The 17,640-nt window shown below is 71.5% G+C and carries 13 protein-coding genes and 2 pseudogenes; 9 read left to right on the top strand and 6 right to left on the bottom strand.

The window, feature by feature from the left end; all coding sequences use genetic code 11:
• Positions 1-63: 63 nt before the first annotated feature.
• Positions 64-1,458 (top strand): uracil-xanthine permease family protein, encoded by a 1,395-nt coding sequence (locus ABEB06_RS31880; RefSeq protein WP_345700380.1) that lies wholly within the window; start codon positions 64-66, stop codon positions 1,456-1,458.
• Here ABEB06_RS31880 and ABEB06_RS31885 read toward each other — a convergent pair.
• Both ABEB06_RS31885 and ABEB06_RS31890 read right to left on the bottom strand, forming a co-directional pair.
• Positions 1,431-2,834: a glucose-6-phosphate dehydrogenase gene (locus tag ABEB06_RS31885; protein WP_345700381.1), complete on the bottom strand. Its 1,404-nt coding sequence runs from the start codon at positions 2,832-2,834 to the stop codon at positions 1,431-1,433. The two genes, ABEB06_RS31880 and ABEB06_RS31885, sit on opposite strands and share 28 nt — an antisense overlap.
• A gap of 45 nt (positions 2,835-2,879) precedes the next feature.
• Positions 2,880-3,110: a hypothetical protein gene (locus tag ABEB06_RS31890; protein WP_345700382.1), complete on the bottom strand. Its 231-nt coding sequence runs from the start codon at positions 3,108-3,110 to the stop codon at positions 2,880-2,882.
• 361 nt (positions 3,111-3,471) lie between these two features.
• Between ABEB06_RS31890 and ABEB06_RS31895 the strand changes: the two genes are divergently transcribed.
• From ABEB06_RS31895 to ABEB06_RS31915, 5 genes are all read left to right on the top strand, one after another.
• Positions 3,472-4,701, top strand: coding sequence for a branched-chain amino acid ABC transporter substrate-binding protein (locus ABEB06_RS31895; RefSeq protein ID WP_345700383.1), 1,230 nt, complete (start codon positions 3,472-3,474; stop codon positions 4,699-4,701).
• A gap of 247 nt (positions 4,702-4,948) precedes the next feature.
• On the top strand, positions 4,949-7,132 hold the full coding sequence (locus tag ABEB06_RS31900; protein ID WP_345700384.1) for a M4 family metallopeptidase: 2,184 nt from the start codon (positions 4,949-4,951) through the stop codon (positions 7,130-7,132).
• A 177-nt stretch (positions 7,133-7,309) separates the two neighbouring features.
• Positions 7,310-8,722 carry an amino acid permease gene (locus ABEB06_RS31905; RefSeq protein ID WP_345700385.1) on the top strand — a complete coding sequence of 471 codons (1,413 nt, stop codon included), beginning with the start codon at positions 7,310-7,312 and terminating at the stop codon, positions 8,720-8,722.
• A 67-nt stretch (positions 8,723-8,789) separates the two neighbouring features.
• On the top strand, positions 8,790-9,305 hold the full coding sequence (locus ABEB06_RS31910; protein ID WP_345700386.1) for a DUF6985 domain-containing protein: 516 nt from the start codon (positions 8,790-8,792) through the stop codon (positions 9,303-9,305).
• A gap of 33 nt (positions 9,306-9,338) precedes the next feature.
• Positions 9,339-10,133: a hypothetical protein gene (locus ABEB06_RS31915; protein ID WP_345700387.1), complete on the top strand. Its 795-nt coding sequence runs from the start codon at positions 9,339-9,341 to the stop codon at positions 10,131-10,133.
• Positions 10,134-10,139: 6 nt separating this feature from the next.
• Here ABEB06_RS31915 and ABEB06_RS31920 read toward each other — a convergent pair whose 3' ends face one another.
• Positions 10,140-11,996: a M1 family aminopeptidase gene (locus tag ABEB06_RS31920; protein ID WP_345700388.1), complete on the bottom strand. Its 1,857-nt coding sequence runs from the start codon at positions 11,994-11,996 to the stop codon at positions 10,140-10,142.
• Positions 11,997-12,387: 391 nt separating this feature from the next.
• Between ABEB06_RS31920 and ABEB06_RS31925 the strand changes: the two are divergent.
• The 3 genes and pseudogenes from ABEB06_RS31925 to ABEB06_RS31935 all read left to right on the top strand — a co-directional run.
• Positions 12,388-12,828: pseudogene (locus ABEB06_RS31925) on the top strand (trypsin-like peptidase domain-containing protein); the annotation flags it as partial.
• A 201-nt stretch (positions 12,829-13,029) separates the two neighbouring features.
• Positions 13,030-13,758 (top strand): annotated as a pseudogene (locus ABEB06_RS31930) (Ig domain-containing protein); the annotation flags it as partial.
• Between the two features lie 145 nt (positions 13,759-13,903).
• Complete coding sequence (locus ABEB06_RS31935; protein WP_345702054.1) at positions 13,904-14,572, top strand: TetR family transcriptional regulator; 669 nt, start codon at positions 13,904-13,906, stop codon at positions 14,570-14,572.
• A 71-nt stretch (positions 14,573-14,643) separates the two neighbouring features.
• Here ABEB06_RS31935 and ABEB06_RS31940 read toward each other — a convergent pair whose 3' ends face one another.
• The 3 genes from ABEB06_RS31940 to ABEB06_RS31950 are packed head-to-tail and all read right to left on the bottom strand — an operon-like array spanning position 14,644 to position 17,601.
• Entirely contained in the window at positions 14,644-15,597 is a 954-nt protein-coding gene (locus ABEB06_RS31940) for an electron transfer flavoprotein subunit alpha/FixB family protein (protein ID WP_345700389.1), read from the bottom strand.
• Between the two features lie 27 nt (positions 15,598-15,624).
• Positions 15,625-16,410, bottom strand: coding sequence for an electron transfer flavoprotein subunit beta/FixA family protein (locus tag ABEB06_RS31945; RefSeq protein ID WP_345700390.1), 786 nt, complete (start codon positions 16,408-16,410; stop codon positions 15,625-15,627).
• Positions 16,411-16,449: 39 nt separating this feature from the next.
• Positions 16,450-17,601, bottom strand: a complete 1,152-nt coding sequence (locus ABEB06_RS31950; protein ID WP_345697410.1) for an acyl-CoA dehydrogenase family protein — start codon at positions 17,599-17,601, stop codon at positions 16,450-16,452.
• Positions 17,602-17,640 lie beyond the last annotated feature (39 nt).

The following is a 17,640-nucleotide window of genomic DNA, read 5'->3' on the forward strand; positions in this document are numbered from 1 at the left end:
CCCGGACCCGCCGCGACCTATTCTGACCGTGGTCGACGGGCATCCGGCTGGTGAGGGAGAGCGATGAAGACGGCGTTCGGGTGGACAGTCCACGGTGACGGGAAGTCACCCCTGCCGGGGCAGGCCGTCAGGCCCGGCGAGCGGCTGACCTGGGGGCGGACGGTCGGGCTCGGGGCGCAGCACGTGGTGGCGATGTTCGGCGCGACGTTCGTGGCACCGGTGCTGATGGGGCTGGACCCGAACCTCGCGGTGATGCTGTCCGGCGTCGCCACCGTCTTCTTCCTGTTGGTGACGGGGGGTCGGATCCCGTCGTACCTGGGGTCGAGCCTGTCGTTCGTCGGGGTGGCGGCGGTGATCAAGGCCCAGGGCGGTGATTCGGCGACGCTGACGGGTGCGCTGCTGGTGGTCGGCGTGGTGCTGGCGGCGTGCGGCGCCGTGGTGCAGGGCTTCGGTGCCAGGGTGATCCACGCGGTGCTGCCGCCGGTGGTGACCGGCGCGGTGGTGATGCTGATCGGCTTCAACCTCGCTCCCGTCGCGGCGGGCACGTACTGGCCGCAGGACCAGTGGACGGCGCTGCTGACGATGTGTTTCACCGGCCTCGCGCTGGTGGTGCTGCGGGGCTTCTGGTCGCGGATCGCGATCTTCCTGGGGCTGGTCTTCGGGTACGTGGTCTCGTGGCTGTTCGACCGCGTCTTCGGGCGGATCCACTCGGCGACGGGTGGGGGAGAGGTCACCGACCACTGGCGGCTGGACCTGTCGGGGGTGGGGAAGGCGGACTGGATCGGCCTGCCGACCCTGCACGCGCCGAGTTTCGAGCTGTCGGCGGTGCTGGTGGCGCTGCCGGTGGTGGTGGCGCTGATCGCGGAGAACGCGGGCCACGTGAAGGCGGTGGCCGAGATGACGGGTGATCCGCTGGACGACCGGATGGGCACGGCGATCATGGCGGACGGCGCGGCGACGGTGCTGGCCACCTCGGTGGGCGGTCCGGCGACGACCACGTACGCGGAGAACATCGGCGTGATGGCGGCGACCCGGGTGTACTCGACGGCCGCGTACTGGTGCGCCGCGGGCTTCGCGATCCTGTTCGGCCTGTGCCCGAAGTTCGGCGCGGTGGTGGCGGCGATCCCGGGCGGGGTGCTGGGCGGGATCACGGTGGTGCTGTACGGCATGATCGGCCTGCTGGGCGCGCAGATCTGGATCCACAACCGGGTGGACCTGACCAATCCGCTGCACCTGGTGCCGGTCGCGGCCGGCGTCATCGTCGGCATCGGCAACGTGACGCTGGAGTTCAGCGACGACTTCGAGCTCAGCGGCATCGCGCTGGGCACCCTGATCACCCTGATCGGCTACCACGCGCTGCGCTGGATGGCCCCGGCGCACATGAAGCGCGCGGCGGCCGACGGGCCGCTGCTGGACGAGGGCACCTCCGGCTACGACGACCCCGCCACCGGCGGCTGAGGGGGGCCCAGCCAGGGCGGCTGCCAGGGGGTGCGGCCGGGGCCGGCCGGGGGCCCCCAGGTCCCGCGCCCGTACGGCACGGGCGCGGGCGGGTGGTCGACCAGCGGCTGGATGACGCGCCAGGTCTCCTCCACCACGTCCTGCCGGGTGAACAGCGAACGGTCGCCGGTCAGCGCGTCGTTGAGGAGCCGCTCGTAGGGCTCGGGGGGCTTGCCGAGCTCCGTGGCGAAGGACAGGCCCAGGTGCACGGGCATGGCCGAGTGCCCGGAGGCCTTCTTGGAGAGCATGCCGAGCCGCAGGCCCGGGTCGGGGTCGATCCGCAGCACCAGCTCGTTGGGCGCCGGGTGCTCGGGCTGGTCGAGGAAGGCCAGCCGGGGCGGACGCTTGAAGACCACGCGCACCTCGGTGGCCCGGGCGGCCAGCGCCTTGCCGGCCCGGACGGCGAACGGCACGCCGCTCCACCGCCAGTTGTCCACCTCCAGCTCGAGTTCGACGTAGGTCTCGGTGGTCGATCCGGGCCGGACCCCGGGGACGTCCAGGTAGCCCTCGTACTGGCCGCGGACGCAGCGGGCCGGGTCGACGTCGGCCATCGCCCGGAAGACGTCGACCCTGCGGTCCCACAGCGCGTCGGACCCGGGACCGACCGGCGCCTCCATCGCGATCAGGGCGAGCACCTGCAGGAGGTGGTTCTGCACCACGTCGCGCAGCGCGCCCACCGGGTCGTAGAACGAGCCCCGGTCCTCGACGCCGAAGTCCTCGGCCATGGTGATCTGCACGGCCGCCACGTGGTCGCGGTTCCAGACGGGCTCCAGCAGGGCGTTGGCGAACCGCAGGAACTGGATGTCCAGCACGGGCTGCTTGCCGAGGAAGTGGTCGATCCGCAGGATCCGGTCCTCCGCCAGCACCCGGTGCAGGCGCGCGTTGAGCTCCCGGGCGGACGCCAGGTCGTGGCCGAACGGCTTCTCGAGCATCACCGTGGCGTGCTCGGTGAGCCCCGCCGCGGCCAGCGCCTCCACGACCGGGGCGAACAGCGACGGCGGGATCTCCAGGTAGAACAGCGGCCGCTCGGCGCCCGCCAGCCGCCCGCCCAGCGCCCGGTAGGTGGCGGGGTCGAGGAAGTCGCCCCGGAGGTAGGAGATCCGGTCGGCCAGCCGCCGGAACGGCGCGTCCTCCACCGTCTCGCCGGCGGTCCGCAGGGCGTCGCGCAGGGCGGAGACCAGGTGCGCGTGGGACCAGTCGTCGAGGGCCACCCCGACGATCGGGCAGTCGAGGAGCCCGGCCGCCTCCAGTCGGTAGAGCGCCCGGAAGGTCATCTTGCGGGCCAGGTCGCCGGTGATGCCGAAGATCACCAGGGTGTCTGCGGGGCGTGTGCTCACACGGGCGACGATATCGCCGGTGGTGAGCGTCCGCTCACCGTGCGTTCACCAGTCCAGGCCGCGCCGGGCCAGGGCCGCCGGCGCGAGCGACGCCGGGAGCTCGACCAGGAAGGTCATGGCCAGGCCGGTGGCGACCGGGCCGGCGGCCTGCAGCAGGTCGACCCCGATCCAGACCACGGACCAGTTCCGCACCTCGGCCTGGCCGTCCTTCCCGAGGCGGTCCAGGACGGACTGGACGGCGCGGACCGCGCCGGCGGTGTGCATCGGTTCCCCCATGATCAAGAGCCTACTGCGGAAGGGGACTTCCGCCCGGCCGGGCAGATCGACCGTTCGTTCGGGTACAGCCGTCAGGACCGTTGACGCGCCTGACGGCCGAGCCGTAGGGTCACGCCCCAATGGACGCCGGTCGGCGGTCCGGACCGGGGGTGCGGCACGCCCGCGGACCCGGTCCGCCGTCCCTCGCCGGACGGTCCATCGAGGTGCCAACCGCCTTCGTGCTGTGCCGGTTCCACCCGGGCGGAGCGGTTGACCGCACCTTCCTGCGCGCTGCCCTGCCGCGGTGCCCTCCCGCGATGCGGTCGAGGCTGCGCGCGGTCCGGCGTCCCCCGCAAGTTCCGTCGTCGCAAGGGATGCACCGGTGACCCGTTCCACCCTGCTCAGAGCGTCCGTACCGGGCGTGGTTGTCGCACTGATGCTGTCCGGCTGCTCCTCGGTCGGCATCGGATCCGGATCGACCCTCACGGTCACCATCGGCGTGGACGGTCCGCTGACCGGCAAGCTCGCCGATCTGGGGCTCGGCATCCGGTACTCGGCCGAACTGGCGGTCGCCAAGGCCAACGCCAAGAACACCGTACCGGGCGTGAAGTTCGTCCTCGACGTCAAGGACGACCAGGCCGACGAGCAGATCGCCAAGGCCAACGGCGAGGCGTTCGCCGCGAACCCGGACGTGATGGGCGTGGTCGGCCCGCTGACCTCCTCCGGCGCGCTCCAGATGGCGCCGGTGCTGGCCAAGGCCGGGCTCGCCGAGGTCTCCCCGTCCAACACCGCGCCCGCGCTGACCTGGGGCGCCGACTACCGGGCCAACGGGAAGAAGCGCCAGTACCCGACGTACTTCCGCACCGTCACCACCGACGCCGTCCAGGGCCCGCTGCTCGCCCGCTACGCGCACAGCCAGCTGAAGGCGGGGAAGGCGGCGGTGGTGAACGACAGCAAGGCGTACGGGGCCAACCTGGCGGCCGAGTTCGTGGCGGCCTTCGAGGACGTCGGCGGCAAGGTCGCCTACCGGGCCACGATCGAGCAGGGCACCACGGACTTCACCAGGATCGCCCAGCAGATCGCGGCCGCCAAGGTCGACGTCGTCTACTACGGCGGTGAGCACCCGGAGGGCGGCCCGCTGGCCGTCGCGCTCAAGGCGGCCGGGGTGAAGGCGCCGGTGGCCGGCGGCGACGGGCTGCACACCGACGGGTACCTGAAGGCGGCCGGCGCGGCCGCCACCGGCGACCTCTCCAGCCAGCCGGGCGTCTCGGTGGAGGGGCTGGCCTCGGCGTACGGCTATCTCGACGCCTACCGCGCCGCCGGCCACAAGGAGGAGCCCGGCCCGTTCGGCCCGTACGCCTACGACTCCACCTGGGCGCTGATCGAGGCGGTCGGCAAGGCCCGGCAGGGCAAGGGCGGGCAGGACCTGACCGGCGCCGACCTGCGCAAGGCCGTGGTGGAGGCGATGCAGGAGGTCTCCTTCTTCGGCGTCACCGGCGACGTCTCGTTCGACGAGTTCGGTGACACCCGGAACCAGGTCGCGTCGATCTACCAGGTGCAGAAGGGCGGTTGGGTGGCGATCGTGCCCTTCGGCCGGCTGCGCGACTTCTGACGCCCCGCCGGTGCCGCTGGAACGGCGTTCAAACCCCGAAAGGCCGTTCCAGCGGTGTGAGCCGCGTCACACCATGCCTTACTGGTGAGTAACGTACGGGCCGTCAGATGATCGCCGAAATCGCGTCGTGCGAACGGTACTTCGTCCACCGCCGGGGCCTTGCCAGTGTAAAGACGTCTGACCTGTTGATTAAACAGAGTTGTCATGCATAGACCGCCGCGGCACGGGCCCGGCAGGCTGCCGCCCCATGAAGCGACCCTTTCTGACGGGCTCGCTGACCCTCGCGGTCAGCACCCTCGTGATAGCCGGCGCGGGCATCACCGCGCACGCGGCCCCGGCCGCCCCGGCCGCGCAGCCCAAGGTCTCCGAGGCCCAGGCGCTGCAGGACGCCACCGCCCAGGTCTCCGCCCACCCCCAGGCGGTCCGGGCCGGCGCGCACGACGCGTTCCACGCCAAGGGCGTCCAGGTCGACGTCGACGGTACCCGGCACGTCCACTTCGACCGCACCTACCAGGGCCTGGCGGTCCTCGGCGGTGACGTCATCGTCCACTCCGCCCCCGGCGGCTCGCTGGACACCGCCACGCTCAGCCTGCAGACCCCGCTCAGCCTCTCGGTGACCCCCTCGATCACCGATCGGCAGGCGGTCGCCGCGGCGACCCGGCTCTTCACCGGCAGGCAGAGCAAGGCCGCGGCCACCCTCAAGGTGGACGCGCTCGGCGACACCGCCAAGCTGGTCTGGGAGGTCGTCGTCGACGGCACCGGCCCGGACCAGGCCCCCAGCCACCTGCACGTCCTGGTGGACGCCCGGACCGGCGCGATCGGCTCCACCTGGGACACCTACTCGGCGTTCCTGCCCGAGGGCGTGAAGGCCAAGGGCGGCACCGGCGGCACCACCGCCAACACCCTCACCTCGGTCGCCGCCTCCGGCACCGGCAAGGGCTACATGGTCGGCCAGGTGAACCTGTCCACCAGCGGCTCGGGCACCAGCTACACCCTCACCGACGCCAACCGCGGCAACGGCGAGACCCGCGACGCGAAGAACCTCACCGCCACCAACGACTCGCCGCCGGCCGGCTGGGGCTCGGCCTTCACCGACACCGACAACGCGTGGGGCAGCGGCGCGCTGAGCGACCGCGCCACCGTCGCCGTCGACGCCCACTACGGCATCCAGGCCACCTGGGACTTCTACAAGAACGTGCTGGGCCGCAACGGCATCCGGGGCGACGGTGTCGGCGCCCGCTCCTTCGTCCACTACGGCACCAACTACGGCAACGCCGGCTGGGACGACGACAGCTTCTCGATGATCTACGGCGACGGCGACACCGGCGCCAACCCGTTCACCGAGGTCGACGTGGCGGGCCACGAGATGACCCACGGCGTCACCGCCGCCACCGCCGGCCTGGTGTACACCGGCGACGCGGGCGGCCTGAACGAGGCCAGCTCGGACATCATGGGCACCATGGTGGAGTTCAACGCGAACATCGCGGCGGACGCCCCGGACTACCTCATCGGCGAGAAGATCAACATCAACGGCAACGGCACCCCGCTGCGGTGGATGGACGACCCGAGCAAGGACGGCAAGTCGGCCAAGTGCTGGTCCAGCACGGTCAAGAACCTCAACCCGCACTACTCCTCGGGCGTCGGCAACCACTTCTTCTACCTGCTCGCGGTCGGCTCCGGCCAGTCGCAGTGGGGCAACAGCCCGACCTGTGACGGCTCCTCCGTCGCCGGCCTCGGCAACGACGCGGCCACCAAGATCTGGTACCGCGCCCTGTCGACCTACATGACCTCCAACACCGACTACCCGGGTGCCCGGACCGCGACCATCAAGGCGGCCAAGGACCTGTACGGCGCGGGCTCCACCCAGTGCAGCGCGGTGGAGAAGGCCTGGGGCGCGGTCAGCGTCGCCCCGACCGCCACCACCTGCGGCGGCGCCACCCCGACCCCGACCCCGACGCCCACCCCGACCCCGGGCGGCAACCTGCTGGCCAACCCCGGCTTCGAGTCCGGTGCCACCTCGTGGACCTCCAGCTCGGGCGTCGTCACCAACAGCGCCAACGCGGCCCCCCACGGCGGCACCTACTACGCCTGGCTGGACGGCTACGGCTCCGCCCACACCGACACGCTGTCCCAGTCGGTGACCGTCCCCGCCACCGCCACCGCGCCGAAGCTCACCTTCTGGAACCGCATCTCCACCGCGGAGACCGGCACCACGGCGTACGACACCCTCAAGGTCCAGGTCGTCGACGGCACCACCACGACCACCCTGGCGACCTACTCCAACGCCAACGCCACCACCGGCTACGTCCAGCGCACGCTCGACCTGTCGGCCTTCAAGGGCAAGACCGTCACCGTCAAGTTCCTGGGCACCGAGGACTCCTCCCTGCAGACCAGCTTCCTGATCGACGACGTCGCCGTCACCACCTCCTGACACGGGGTGACGGGCGGCGGGGCGGGCCGGACGGCCCGCCCCGCCGTTGTTTTCTCAGATGTACCTCAAGTTTCCGGGGAGACTTTCGGGTAGGGGTTACGAATCGAAGGACGGGAGATTAGCTTCCCTCGCATTGCGCGCCACCACCCTCGTCGCGCAGAGAGGCAGCAGAACCCGATGACCACCCAGAGCCCCCAGGCCCCGCCGGAGACCCCGGCCGGGTCGCCCGGCCCCGACCACCTCAAGGCCGGCCTGAAGAACCGGCACCTGTCCATGATCGCGATCGGCGGCGTGATCGGCGCCGGCCTGTTCGTCGGCTCCGGCGCGGGCATCGCCGCCACCGGCCCGGGCATCCTGCTCTCCTACACCCTGGCCGGCGCGCTGGTGGTCCTGGTGATGCGGATGCTCGGCGAGATGGCCGCCGCCGACCCGCAGTCCGGCTCGTTCTCGGCCTACGCCGACCGGGCGCTCGGCCGCTGGGCGGGCTTCACCATCGGCTGGCTGTACTGGTTCTTCTGGGTCGTGGTGCTCGCCGTCGAGGCGACCGCCGGCGCGAAGATCCTGCACGGCTGGGTGCCCGGCGTGCCGCAGTGGGCCTTCGCGCTGGTCGTGATGGCCGTGCTGACCGCCACCAACCTGTTCTCGGTCGCCTCCTACGGCGAGTTCGAGTTCTGGTTCGCCGGCATCAAGGTGGTCGCGATCGCGGCCTTCCTGGTGGTCGGCGCGCTCGCCGTGTTCGGCGTGCTGCCCGGGACGCACGCGGTCGGCACCGACAACCTGCTGCACCACGGCGGCTTCCTGCCGCACGGCGTCGGCGCGGTCTTCACCGGCATGCTCACCGTGGTCTTCGCCTTCATGGGCAGCGAGATCGTCACCCTGGCGGCCGGCGAGTCCGCCGACCCGGCCCGCGCGGTCAGCAAGGCCACCAACAGCGTGATCTGGCGGATCGGCGTCTTCTACCTGGGATCCATCCTGATCGTGGTCACCCTGCTGCCCTGGGACTCCGCCGACGTCTCGTCCAGCCCGTACGTCGCCGTGCTGAAGCACGTCGGCCTGCCCGGCGCCGCGCCGCTGATGGACTTCATCGTGCTCACCGCCGTGCTCTCCTGCCTGAACTCCGGGATGTACACCGCCTCCCGGATGGCCTTCTCGCTCGGCACCCGCGGCGACGCGCCCAGGGCCTTCGCCAAGGTCACCCGGCGCGGGGTGCCGCGCACCGCGATCCTCGCCTCGGTGGTCTTCGGCTTCGTCGCGGTGTTCTTCAACTACACCTCGCCGAAGACCGTGTTCAGCTTCCTGCTGAACTCCTCCGGCGCGGTGGCGCTCTTCGTCTGGCTGGTGATCTGCGTCTCGCAGCTGAGGATGCGTCGGATCCTGGAGCGCGAGGCGCCCGAGAAGCTGACCGTGCGGATGTGGCTGTACCCGTACCTGACCTGGGTCACCATCGGCCTGGTCGTCTTCGTGCTGGGCTACATGTTCACCACCGCGGACGGCCGCGAGCAGATGGTCCTCTCGCTGGTCGCCGCCGCGGTGGTGCTGGTCGCGGCGTGGATCGTCGGCGCCCGCCGCAAGGCCGCCGCCCGCGCCTGACCGGGGGAGCCCGGACCGGAGGGCACCCGCCGGTGGGCGGGTGCCCTCCCGCGCGTACGGTGGGCCGATGGAGATCCCCGGCCTCGGCCCCGTGACCGTCGACCCCGACTTCGAGGGCTACCGCAGCGAGCCGGTGCCCGTACCGGTGCTCGGCGGCCCGCCCCTCGCGCTGGTGGCCGTCGGCTACGACGGGGACGACGCCCCGGAGGACTTCCACGCCGCCGCGGCCGCGTTCCTCGCGCTGGACGCCGCGGTGCTGCGCGCCGCGGCGCCGCCGATCTTCGCCTACTACCTGGACACCAGGGCGGAACTCGCCGGTCACGGGGACCTGGTCGAGATCGCCGGGCCGCAGGACGTCCTGGCGCACGTACGGCCGGGCGGGTACGCGACGGTGGAGCGGGACGACGACGGGCAGGTGTACGTCTCGGTGGAGTGCGAGTGCTCGTGGGAGGTCGAGCACGGGCTGCAACTGGTGTTCCGGGGCGGGCGCGCGGTGACCAAGGTTGGACCGTTCGACGGGCAGCTGACCACCTGGCGGGCGGGCGATCCGGACGGCCTCCCCGAGGTCGTCTACCGTCGTTGACACGCCGTCAGCGGTGGATCAACGATGGGGTCCATGCGTTTTCTTCGGCGACTGCGGGCGGATCTGTCGGCAGGGCAGAACCTGGAGATCTACACGACGGCCCTGCTGTCCCTGGTGCTGGCCGTCCTCGGGGTGCTCGGCACGGTCGGCGGCGAGGTGCTGGCCGCGGCCACGCTGGCGACCCTCGCGCTGCTCGCCGGCGGCACGCTCGGCAGCCGCCGGCAGGTGGCGGAGCTGATCGCCGAGGTGCGGGCCCGCGGCAGGGGCGAGGCGGCGGTCGACGACTTCCTCGGCCGGGGCCGGGTGCGGCTCCCGGAGCAGGTGCGGGAGGCCCAGGACATCCGGATCGTGGGGGTGACGCTCTCCCGCACCCTGCGCGACCTGGTCGACGAGCTCCAGCGCCGGGTGGCGGCCGGCGCCGTGGTGAAGGTGGCGCTGATCGACCCGGCCGGTTCGGCGCCCGAGGAGGCGGCCCGGCGCAGCACCATCCCCGACCGGGCCGGGATGTACCGCAACCGGCTGCTGGCCTCGGTCGACCTGCTGCGCGAGCTCGCCGAGGCGCCGGGTGCGCGGGGCCGGGTGGAGGTGCGCTTCCTCGACTTCGTCCCGGCGTTCGGGCTGGTCCTGCTCGACCCGGAGGGGCCCGAGGGCCGGATCCACGTGGACATCTACTCGCACGGTTCGGCCAGCGGCGACGCCGTCTTCACCGTGCTCCCGCGCCGCGACGGCGAGTGGTTCCAGCACTTCCGGAGGGAGTTCGACTCCGTCTGGGAGCACGGGCGACCGGCCGCCGGTACGGACGGCTTCGCCGTCGCGGCGCGGGTGTGAGGAGGCTCAGCCCTCGATGCGGTGCTGGGTCCAGAAGGTGGTGAGGTCGGTGCTGGTGGCTGCCTGGGCGGCGGCCTTGAACTCGGCCGTGGTGGAGACGCCGTACCAGTGGGACTGGGCGTAGGTGCGCAGCAGGTCGGCCATGGCGGTGTCGCCGATCAGGCGGCGCAGGTCGTGCAGGGCGCACTTGCCGTAGCCGTAGACGACGGTGGAGTACCGGCTGGAGTGGGCGTCCCAGTACGCCATGGAGTTGGTGAGCTTCTCGGCGCTGGAGGCCCAGCTGGTGGAGTTCCAGCAGTTGGTGCCGGTCTTGCCGAGGGCGAGGTCGGTGGCGTAGTCGGTGAAGGACTCGTCGAGCCAGGGGGCGGCGTACTCGTCGTCGCCGACGATGCCGTACCACCACTGGTGGGCGAGTTCGTGGGTGAGCGCGGTGGTGGAGACCAGGTCGAGGACGAAGCCGGGGTACTCCATGCCGCCGAACCAGAAGTTGTTGTCGAGGACGGTGTCGACCTCCTGGTAGGGGAAGGCGCCGAACCGGGCGGAGTGCGCGTCCATCGCGGTCTTGGCGGTGGTGAGCATCGACTGGGCGTCGGTGGAGCTGATCCCGCTGACGGAGTAGACGTTCAGCTTGACGCCGGCGGTGGAGCTGCCGGAGATCCTGGTGAACGGCCCGGCGGCCCAGGCGAAGTCGCGGACCTTGCTCGCGGTGGCCTTGGTGACGGTGCGTCCGGAGCTGCCGGGGGTGTCGACGGAGGTGCCGGTGGCGGGCACCTGGAGGCTGCTCGGGTGGTCGAGGGTGACCGCGTAGTCGGCGGCGAGCGAGTAGAAGGACTCGCCGTTGTTGGTGTACGGGTCGAGGTGCCAGCCGGCGGCGTCGCGGATCGCCAGCACCGGCAGCGCGTTGCCGATGAAGTTGTAGGCGCCGTCGTGGCCGAACCGGTCGGCGCCGCTGGGCACCGCGATGGCGAGGTCGAAGCCGACGGTGCCGCTCTGGCCCTGGGCGAGCGGGGCGGGCAGGGTGACCTTGAGCGCGGTGCAGTTCACGCTGAGCGGGCTCGCGGTGCCGCCGGTGACGTTGCTGACCGTGATCGGGGTGGTCGGGCAGGCGCCGTGGTAGTTGTCCCACAGCCGCAGGTACACCTCGGTGAGCGGCGCGGTGGAGGCGTTGGTGAAGGCGACGCTCTCGTGGCCGCTCCAGTTGGCGCCGGAGGCGTCGCTGGCGAGGCTGACGGTGTACGCGGGGGCGGCGGGGGTGCGGATCGCGTCGGTGGTGGGCGGGGGCGTGGTGCCGCCGCCGGAGACGTCGAGGGCGAGGTCGTCGAGGACGAAGCTGGTCTGCTGGCCGGAGTCCTCGACGCCGGTGAAGGAGAGGGTGACGGTCTGTCCGGCGTAGCCGGAGACGTCGAAGGTCTTCTTCAGGTAGCCGGCGGCCTTGTCCAGGTTGGAGTACGTCGCCAGGGTGGTGGTGCCGATCTTGGCGGTCAGCTTGTCGTACGCGGTGGAGGTGGTGGTCTCCGCGGTGTCGACGTGCAGCCAGAAGGAGAGCGAGGCGGTGGTGCAGCCGGCCGGCAGCGTGACGCTCTGGGCGAGGGTGTCGGTGTGGCTGGAGCCGTAGCCGTCCAGCCAGGCCTTCCAGGAGCCGCTGTGGGCGGCCTGCGAGGTGCTGTTGTCGACCACGCCGCTGGATGCCGTCCAGGGCGAAGTGCCGCTCTCGAAGCCGCCGTTGGCGATGACCTGGGCGGGGGTGCAGTCCGCGGCGGTGGCGGGGGCGGCGGTGAGGCCGGCGCCGGCGGCGGTCAGGATCAGCGCGGTGGTGAGCGCCGTCGAGCAGCGGCGGGCGAGGTGCCCGAGGCTGTGTGTCATCGGATCCTCTCAGAGGGATGTGGGGGTACCCGGTGAGCCACCTCGCAGCGTGACAGCAAGCACCCGTGCTTGAGAAGGCCATGCCACGCGCAATTTCTGACACCTGCTCAGGCATTGCCGCGTCCGCCCTCTTGACCGTATTGAAGTGACCATGGCAGCTTCGTGCGGTCGGGTGCCCGAAACCGTCGCGCACCCGGCGTCCCCCACAAGGAGAGCCATGTTCAAGGCACTTGCTGCGACGGTGGGCACCGTCGCGGCCGTCGCGGGCACGCTGACCGCCGCCGCACCCGCGCAGGCCGTCCAGGCGAACGACCTGACCTCCACCATCGCGCTGAGCAACTGCTCGGCCTCGCTGGTGCGTTACCCGTCCTCGGTGGACACCGACCGGGCGATGATGCTGACCAACGGCCACTGCCTGCCGACCATGCCCAGTGCCGGACAGGTGATCCAGAACCAGACCGCCAGCCGCAGCGGCACGCTGCTGAACGGCGCCGGCAGCTCGCTCGGCACCGTCAACGCGGACAAGGTGCTGTACGCGACCATGACCGGCACCGACGTGGCGCTCTACCAGCTGACCGACACCTTCGCCTCGATCAGCAGCAAATTCGGCGCCACCGCGCTGACCATCAACGACGCCCACCCGGTCGACGGCTCCTCGATGTTCATCCCGTCCGGGTACTGGAAGCAGGTCTGGAACTGCTCGGTGAACGGCTTCGTGCCGACCCTGCGCGAGGACCAGTGGACCTGGCGCGACTCGCTCCGCTACAGCTCCGGCTGCAACACCACCCACGGCACCTCGGGCTCGCCGATCGTCGACGCCGCCACCAAGCGCGTGGTCGGCATCAACAACACCGGCAACGACGACGGCGCCATGTGCACCCTCAACAACCCGTGCGAGGTCGCGGCGGACGGCACCACCACCGCCACCAAGGGCCAGAGCTACGGCCAGGAGACCTACTGGTTCACCACCTGCCTCGGCGCCGGGCGGGCGATCGACCTCAACGTCAGCGGCTGCCTGCTCACCAAGCCCGCCGGTACCGCCCCCACGGTCACCAGCCCGGGCAACCAGTCCACCGCGGTCAACGGCGCGGTGAACCTGCAGATCCAGGCGAGCGGCGGCACCGCCCCGCTGACCTACTCGGCCACCGGCCTGCCGGCCGGCCTGTCGATCAACGCCTCCACCGGCCTGATCAGCGGCACCGTCACCACCGCCGGCAGCTCGAACGTCACCGTCACCGTGAAGGACGCCGGCAACCGGACCGCCTCCGCCACCTTCGGCTGGACCGTCACCACCTCGCAGGGCACCTGCACCCCGGCGCAGCTGCTCGGCAACGCCGGCTTCGAGACCGGCTCCGCCGCCCCGTGGACCACCACCAGCGGCGTGGTCGACAACAGCGCCTCGCAGGCCGCCCACAGCGGCTCCTGGAAGGCCTGGATGAACGGCTACGGCTCCGCCCACACCGACTCGGCCAGCCAGACCGTCTCGATCCCGGCCGGCTGCAAGGCGACGCTCAGCTTCTGGCTGCACGTCGACACCGCGGAGACCACCACCTCCACCGCGTACGACAAGCTGACCGTCACGGCCAACGGCACCACGGTGGCCTCGTACTCCAACCTCAACAAGAACACCGGCTACGCCCAGAAGACGGTGGACCTGTCGGCCTACGCCGGGCAGAGCGTCACGGTGAAGTTCAACGGCGTGGAGGACTCCTCGCTGCAGACCAGCTTCGTGATCGACGACACCGCGATCCAGACCGGCTGACCTCCTCCCGGATGTGCACTCGGTGCCCCGCTCGCGGCGCACCGAGTGCCGTTCCGGCGGCTTCCCTGCTAAGTTCGGCAGCATGACCGAGTCGCAGGCGCAGCACGCCGACCAGAAGGCCGCGAACGGGGCGGCCAAGCCCGCCATGCGGGACTCGCTGATCGCTGCGGCGTTCCGGCTCTTCCTGGAGCGCGGCTACGAGCAGACCACGATCGACGACATCGTCTCGCTGGCGGGCGTCGGCCGGCGGTCCTTCTTCCGGTACTTCCCCTCCAAGGAGGACGTGGTCTTCCCCGACCACGAGAAGTGCCTCGCCGACATGACGGCCTTCCTGCAGGCCAGCGAGGACGGCGACGACCCGGTGCTCCGGGTCTGCGACGCCGCCCGGCTGGTGCTGCGGATGTACGCCGAGAACCCCACCTTCTCGGTCCAGCGCTACCGCCTCACCAAGCAGGTCCCGGGCCTGCGCACCTACGAGCTGTCGGTGGTCTGGCGCTACGAGCGCACCCTCGCCGACTACCTGCGGGCCCGCTTCTCCGCCCGCCGGGACGGCACGCTGCGGGCCGACGTGATCGCCGCCGCCGTCGTCGCCGCCCACAACCACGCGCTGCGCTCCTGGCTGCGCGCCGACGGCCAGGGCGACGCCGCCACCGAGATGGACCACGCCCTCGCGTACGTCACGGACGCCTGGTCGGGGGAGCGTCCCGCTGGCGGCGGCGCGGCCGAGGAGGACGAGGACGTGGTGATCGTGATCACCCGGAAGTCCACCCCGATGTGGCGGGTGGTCCGGGACATCGAGGCCGGCCTGGGCTGAGCGCCCACCGGGAATGCGGAAGGGCCCGGTCGGCGACTGCCGACCGGGCCCTTCCGGCGTTGCTGCGGGTGTCAGCCCTTGGCCTGCGCGGTGACCTGCGGGAGGACGGTGAAGAGGTCGCCGACGACGCCGTAGTCGACGAGGTCGAAGATGGGGGCTTCGGGGTCCTTGTTGACGGCGACGATGGTCTTGGAGGTCTGCATGCCGGCGCGGTGCTGGATGGCGCCGGAGATGCCGGCGGCGATGTAGAGCTGGGGGGAGACCTGCTTGCCGGTCTGGCCGACCTGGTTGGTGTGGGGGTACCAGCCGGCGTCGACGGCGGCGCGGGAGGCGCCGACGGCGGCGCCGAGGGCGTCGGCGAGGTCCTCGACGACGGTGAAGCCGTCGGCGGCGCCGACGCCGCGGCCGCCGGAGACGACGATGGCGGCCTCGGTGAGTTCGGGGCGGCCGGAGGAGACGCGGGGGGTGCGGGCGGTGACGGTGGCGGCGTTGCCGGTGAGGGCGACGGTCACGCTCTCCAGGGTGCCGGCGGCCGGGGCGGGCTCGGGGGCGACGGCGTTGGGCTTGACGGTGATGACCGGGGCGCCGTGGGTGACGGTGGACTTGACCTGGTAGGACGCGGCGAACACGGACTGCGTCGCGACGGGGCCGTTGTCGCCGGGTTCGAGGTCGACGGCGTCGGTGATGATGCCGGAGCCCAGGCGCAGGGCGGTGCGGGCGGCGATCTCCTTGCCCTCGCCGCTGGAGGTGATGAGGATCGCGGCCGGGTTCAGGGCCTTGGCGATCTGGGTGAGGGCGTCGACCTTGGGGACGACGAGCTGGGTGGTGAACTCGTCGGCGTCGGCGGTGTGGACGGTGGCGGCGCCGTACTCGGCGGCCTTCGCGGCGATGGCCGGGGCGCTGTCGCCGGCGCCCAGGACCACGGCGGCGGGGGTGCCCAGGCGGCGGGCGAGGGTGAGCAGTTCGAGGGCGGGCTTGCGGATCTGGCCGTCGGCGTGGTCGACCAGGACGAGAATCTCAGACATGACAGTGGTCTCCTGCGGGGGTCCTGGTCAGATGAACTTCTGGTCGGCGAGGAAGGTGGCGAGCTGCTTGCCGCCGTCGCCCTCGTCGGTGACGATCGTGCCCTTGGTGCGGGCGGGGCGGGCGGTGATCTGCTCGACCTTGGTCCAGGCGCCGGTGAGGCCGACGGTGTCGGCGTCGATGTCGAGGTCGTCGAGGTCGAGGGAGGTGACGGGCTTCTTCTTCGCGGCCATGATGCCCTTGAAGGAGGGGTAGCGGGCCTCGCCGGACTGGTCGGTCACGGAGATCACGGCGGGCAGGGCGGCCTGGACCTGCTCGGAGGCGGCGTCGCCGTCGCGGCGGCCGGTGACGGTGGTGCCGGTGACGGCGACCTCGGAGAGCAGGGTGGCCTGGGGGATGTTCAGGCGCTCGGCGAGGAGGGCGGGCAGCACGCCCATGGTGCCGTCGGTGGAGGCCATGCCGCACACGACGAGGTCGAAGCCGGTCCTGGTGAGGGCGGCGGCCAGGATCGCGGAGGTGGCGATCACGTCGGAGCCGTGGACGTCGTCGTCGTTGACGTGGACGGCCTTGTCCGCGCCCATCGACAGGGCCTTGCGCAGGGCGTCCTTCGCGTCGTCCGGGCCGACGGTGAGCACGGTCACCTCGGCGCCCTCGTTCGCCTCGGCGATCCGCAGGGCCTGCTCGACGCCGTACTCGTCCAGCTCCGACAGGAGGCCGTCCACGCCCTCCCGGTCGGTGGTGGTGTCGTCCGCGAAGCGACGGTCACCAGTCGCGTCGGGCACGTACTTCACACAGACAGCGATCTTCAGAGTCACGGTGCCTGCTCCTTGTCTAGAGGTGTGATCGGGATGGTGTTACGGGAGGTTGCGGGCCATGACGATGCGCTGGACCTGGTTGGTGCCCTCGTAGATCTGGGTGATCTTGGCGTCGCGCATCATCCGTTCGACCGGGTAGTCGCGGGTGTAGCCGTAGCCGCCGAGCAGCTGGACCGCGTCGGTGGTGACCTCCATCGCGACGTCCGAGGCGTAGCACTTGGCGGCCGCGCCGAAGAAGGTCAGGTCGGCGTCGGTGCGCTGGGACTTCGCGGCCGCGGCGTAGGTGAGCTGGCGGGCGGCCTCCAGCTTCATCGCCATGTCGGCGAGCATGAACTGCACGCCCTGGAACTCGGCGATGGCCTTGCCGAACTGCTTGCGCTCCTTGACGTAGCCCTTGGCGTAGTCCAGGGCGCCCTGCGCGATGCCGATCGCCTGCGCGGCGATGGTGACCCGGGTGTGGTCCAGGGTCTTCATCGCGGTCGCGAAGCCGGTGCCCTCCGCGCCGATCATCCGGTCCGCGGGGATGCGGACGTTGTCGAAGTACACCTCGCGGGTCGGCGAGCCCTTGATGCCGAGCTTCTTCTCCGGCGCGCCGAACGACACGCCCTGGTCGCCCTTCTCCACCACGAACGCGGAGATGCCCTTGGAGCGCAGCTCGGGGTCGGTGACCGCCATCACGGTGTAGAACTCGGAGACGCCGGCGTTGGTGATCCAGCGCTTCACGCCGTTCAGCACCCAGAAGTCGCCGTCGCGCACCGCGCGGGTCTTCATCCCCGCCGCGTCCGAGCCGGCCTCCGGCTCGGACAGGCAGTACGAGAACATGCCCTCGCCGCGGGCCAGCGCCCCCAGGTACTTCGCCTTCAGCTCCGGCGAACCGGACAGCTGCACCGGCAGCGACCCGAGCTTGTTCACCGCCGGGATCAGCGAGGACGAGCCGCACACCCGGGCGACCTCCTCGATCACCAGCACGGTCGCCAGCGCGTCCGCGCCCGCACCGCCGAACTCCTCCGGCACGTGCACCGCGTGCAGGTCGTTGGCCCGCAGCGCGTCCAGCGCCTCCTGCGGGAACCGGCCCTGCTCGTCCACCTCCGCGGCGAACGGCGCGATCTTCGCCTCCGCCAGCGCACGCACCGACTCCCGGAGCATCTCGTGCTCCTCGGACAGCCGGAAGAGGTCGAAAGTGTCGCTCATGGTCTGGCGCTCCAGTCCGCCCCGCGAACCGGTGGGCTG

Source organism: Kitasatospora terrestris, from assembly GCF_039542905.1.
GTDB classification, from domain to species: domain Bacteria; phylum Actinomycetota; class Actinomycetes; order Streptomycetales; family Streptomycetaceae; genus Kitasatospora; species Kitasatospora terrestris.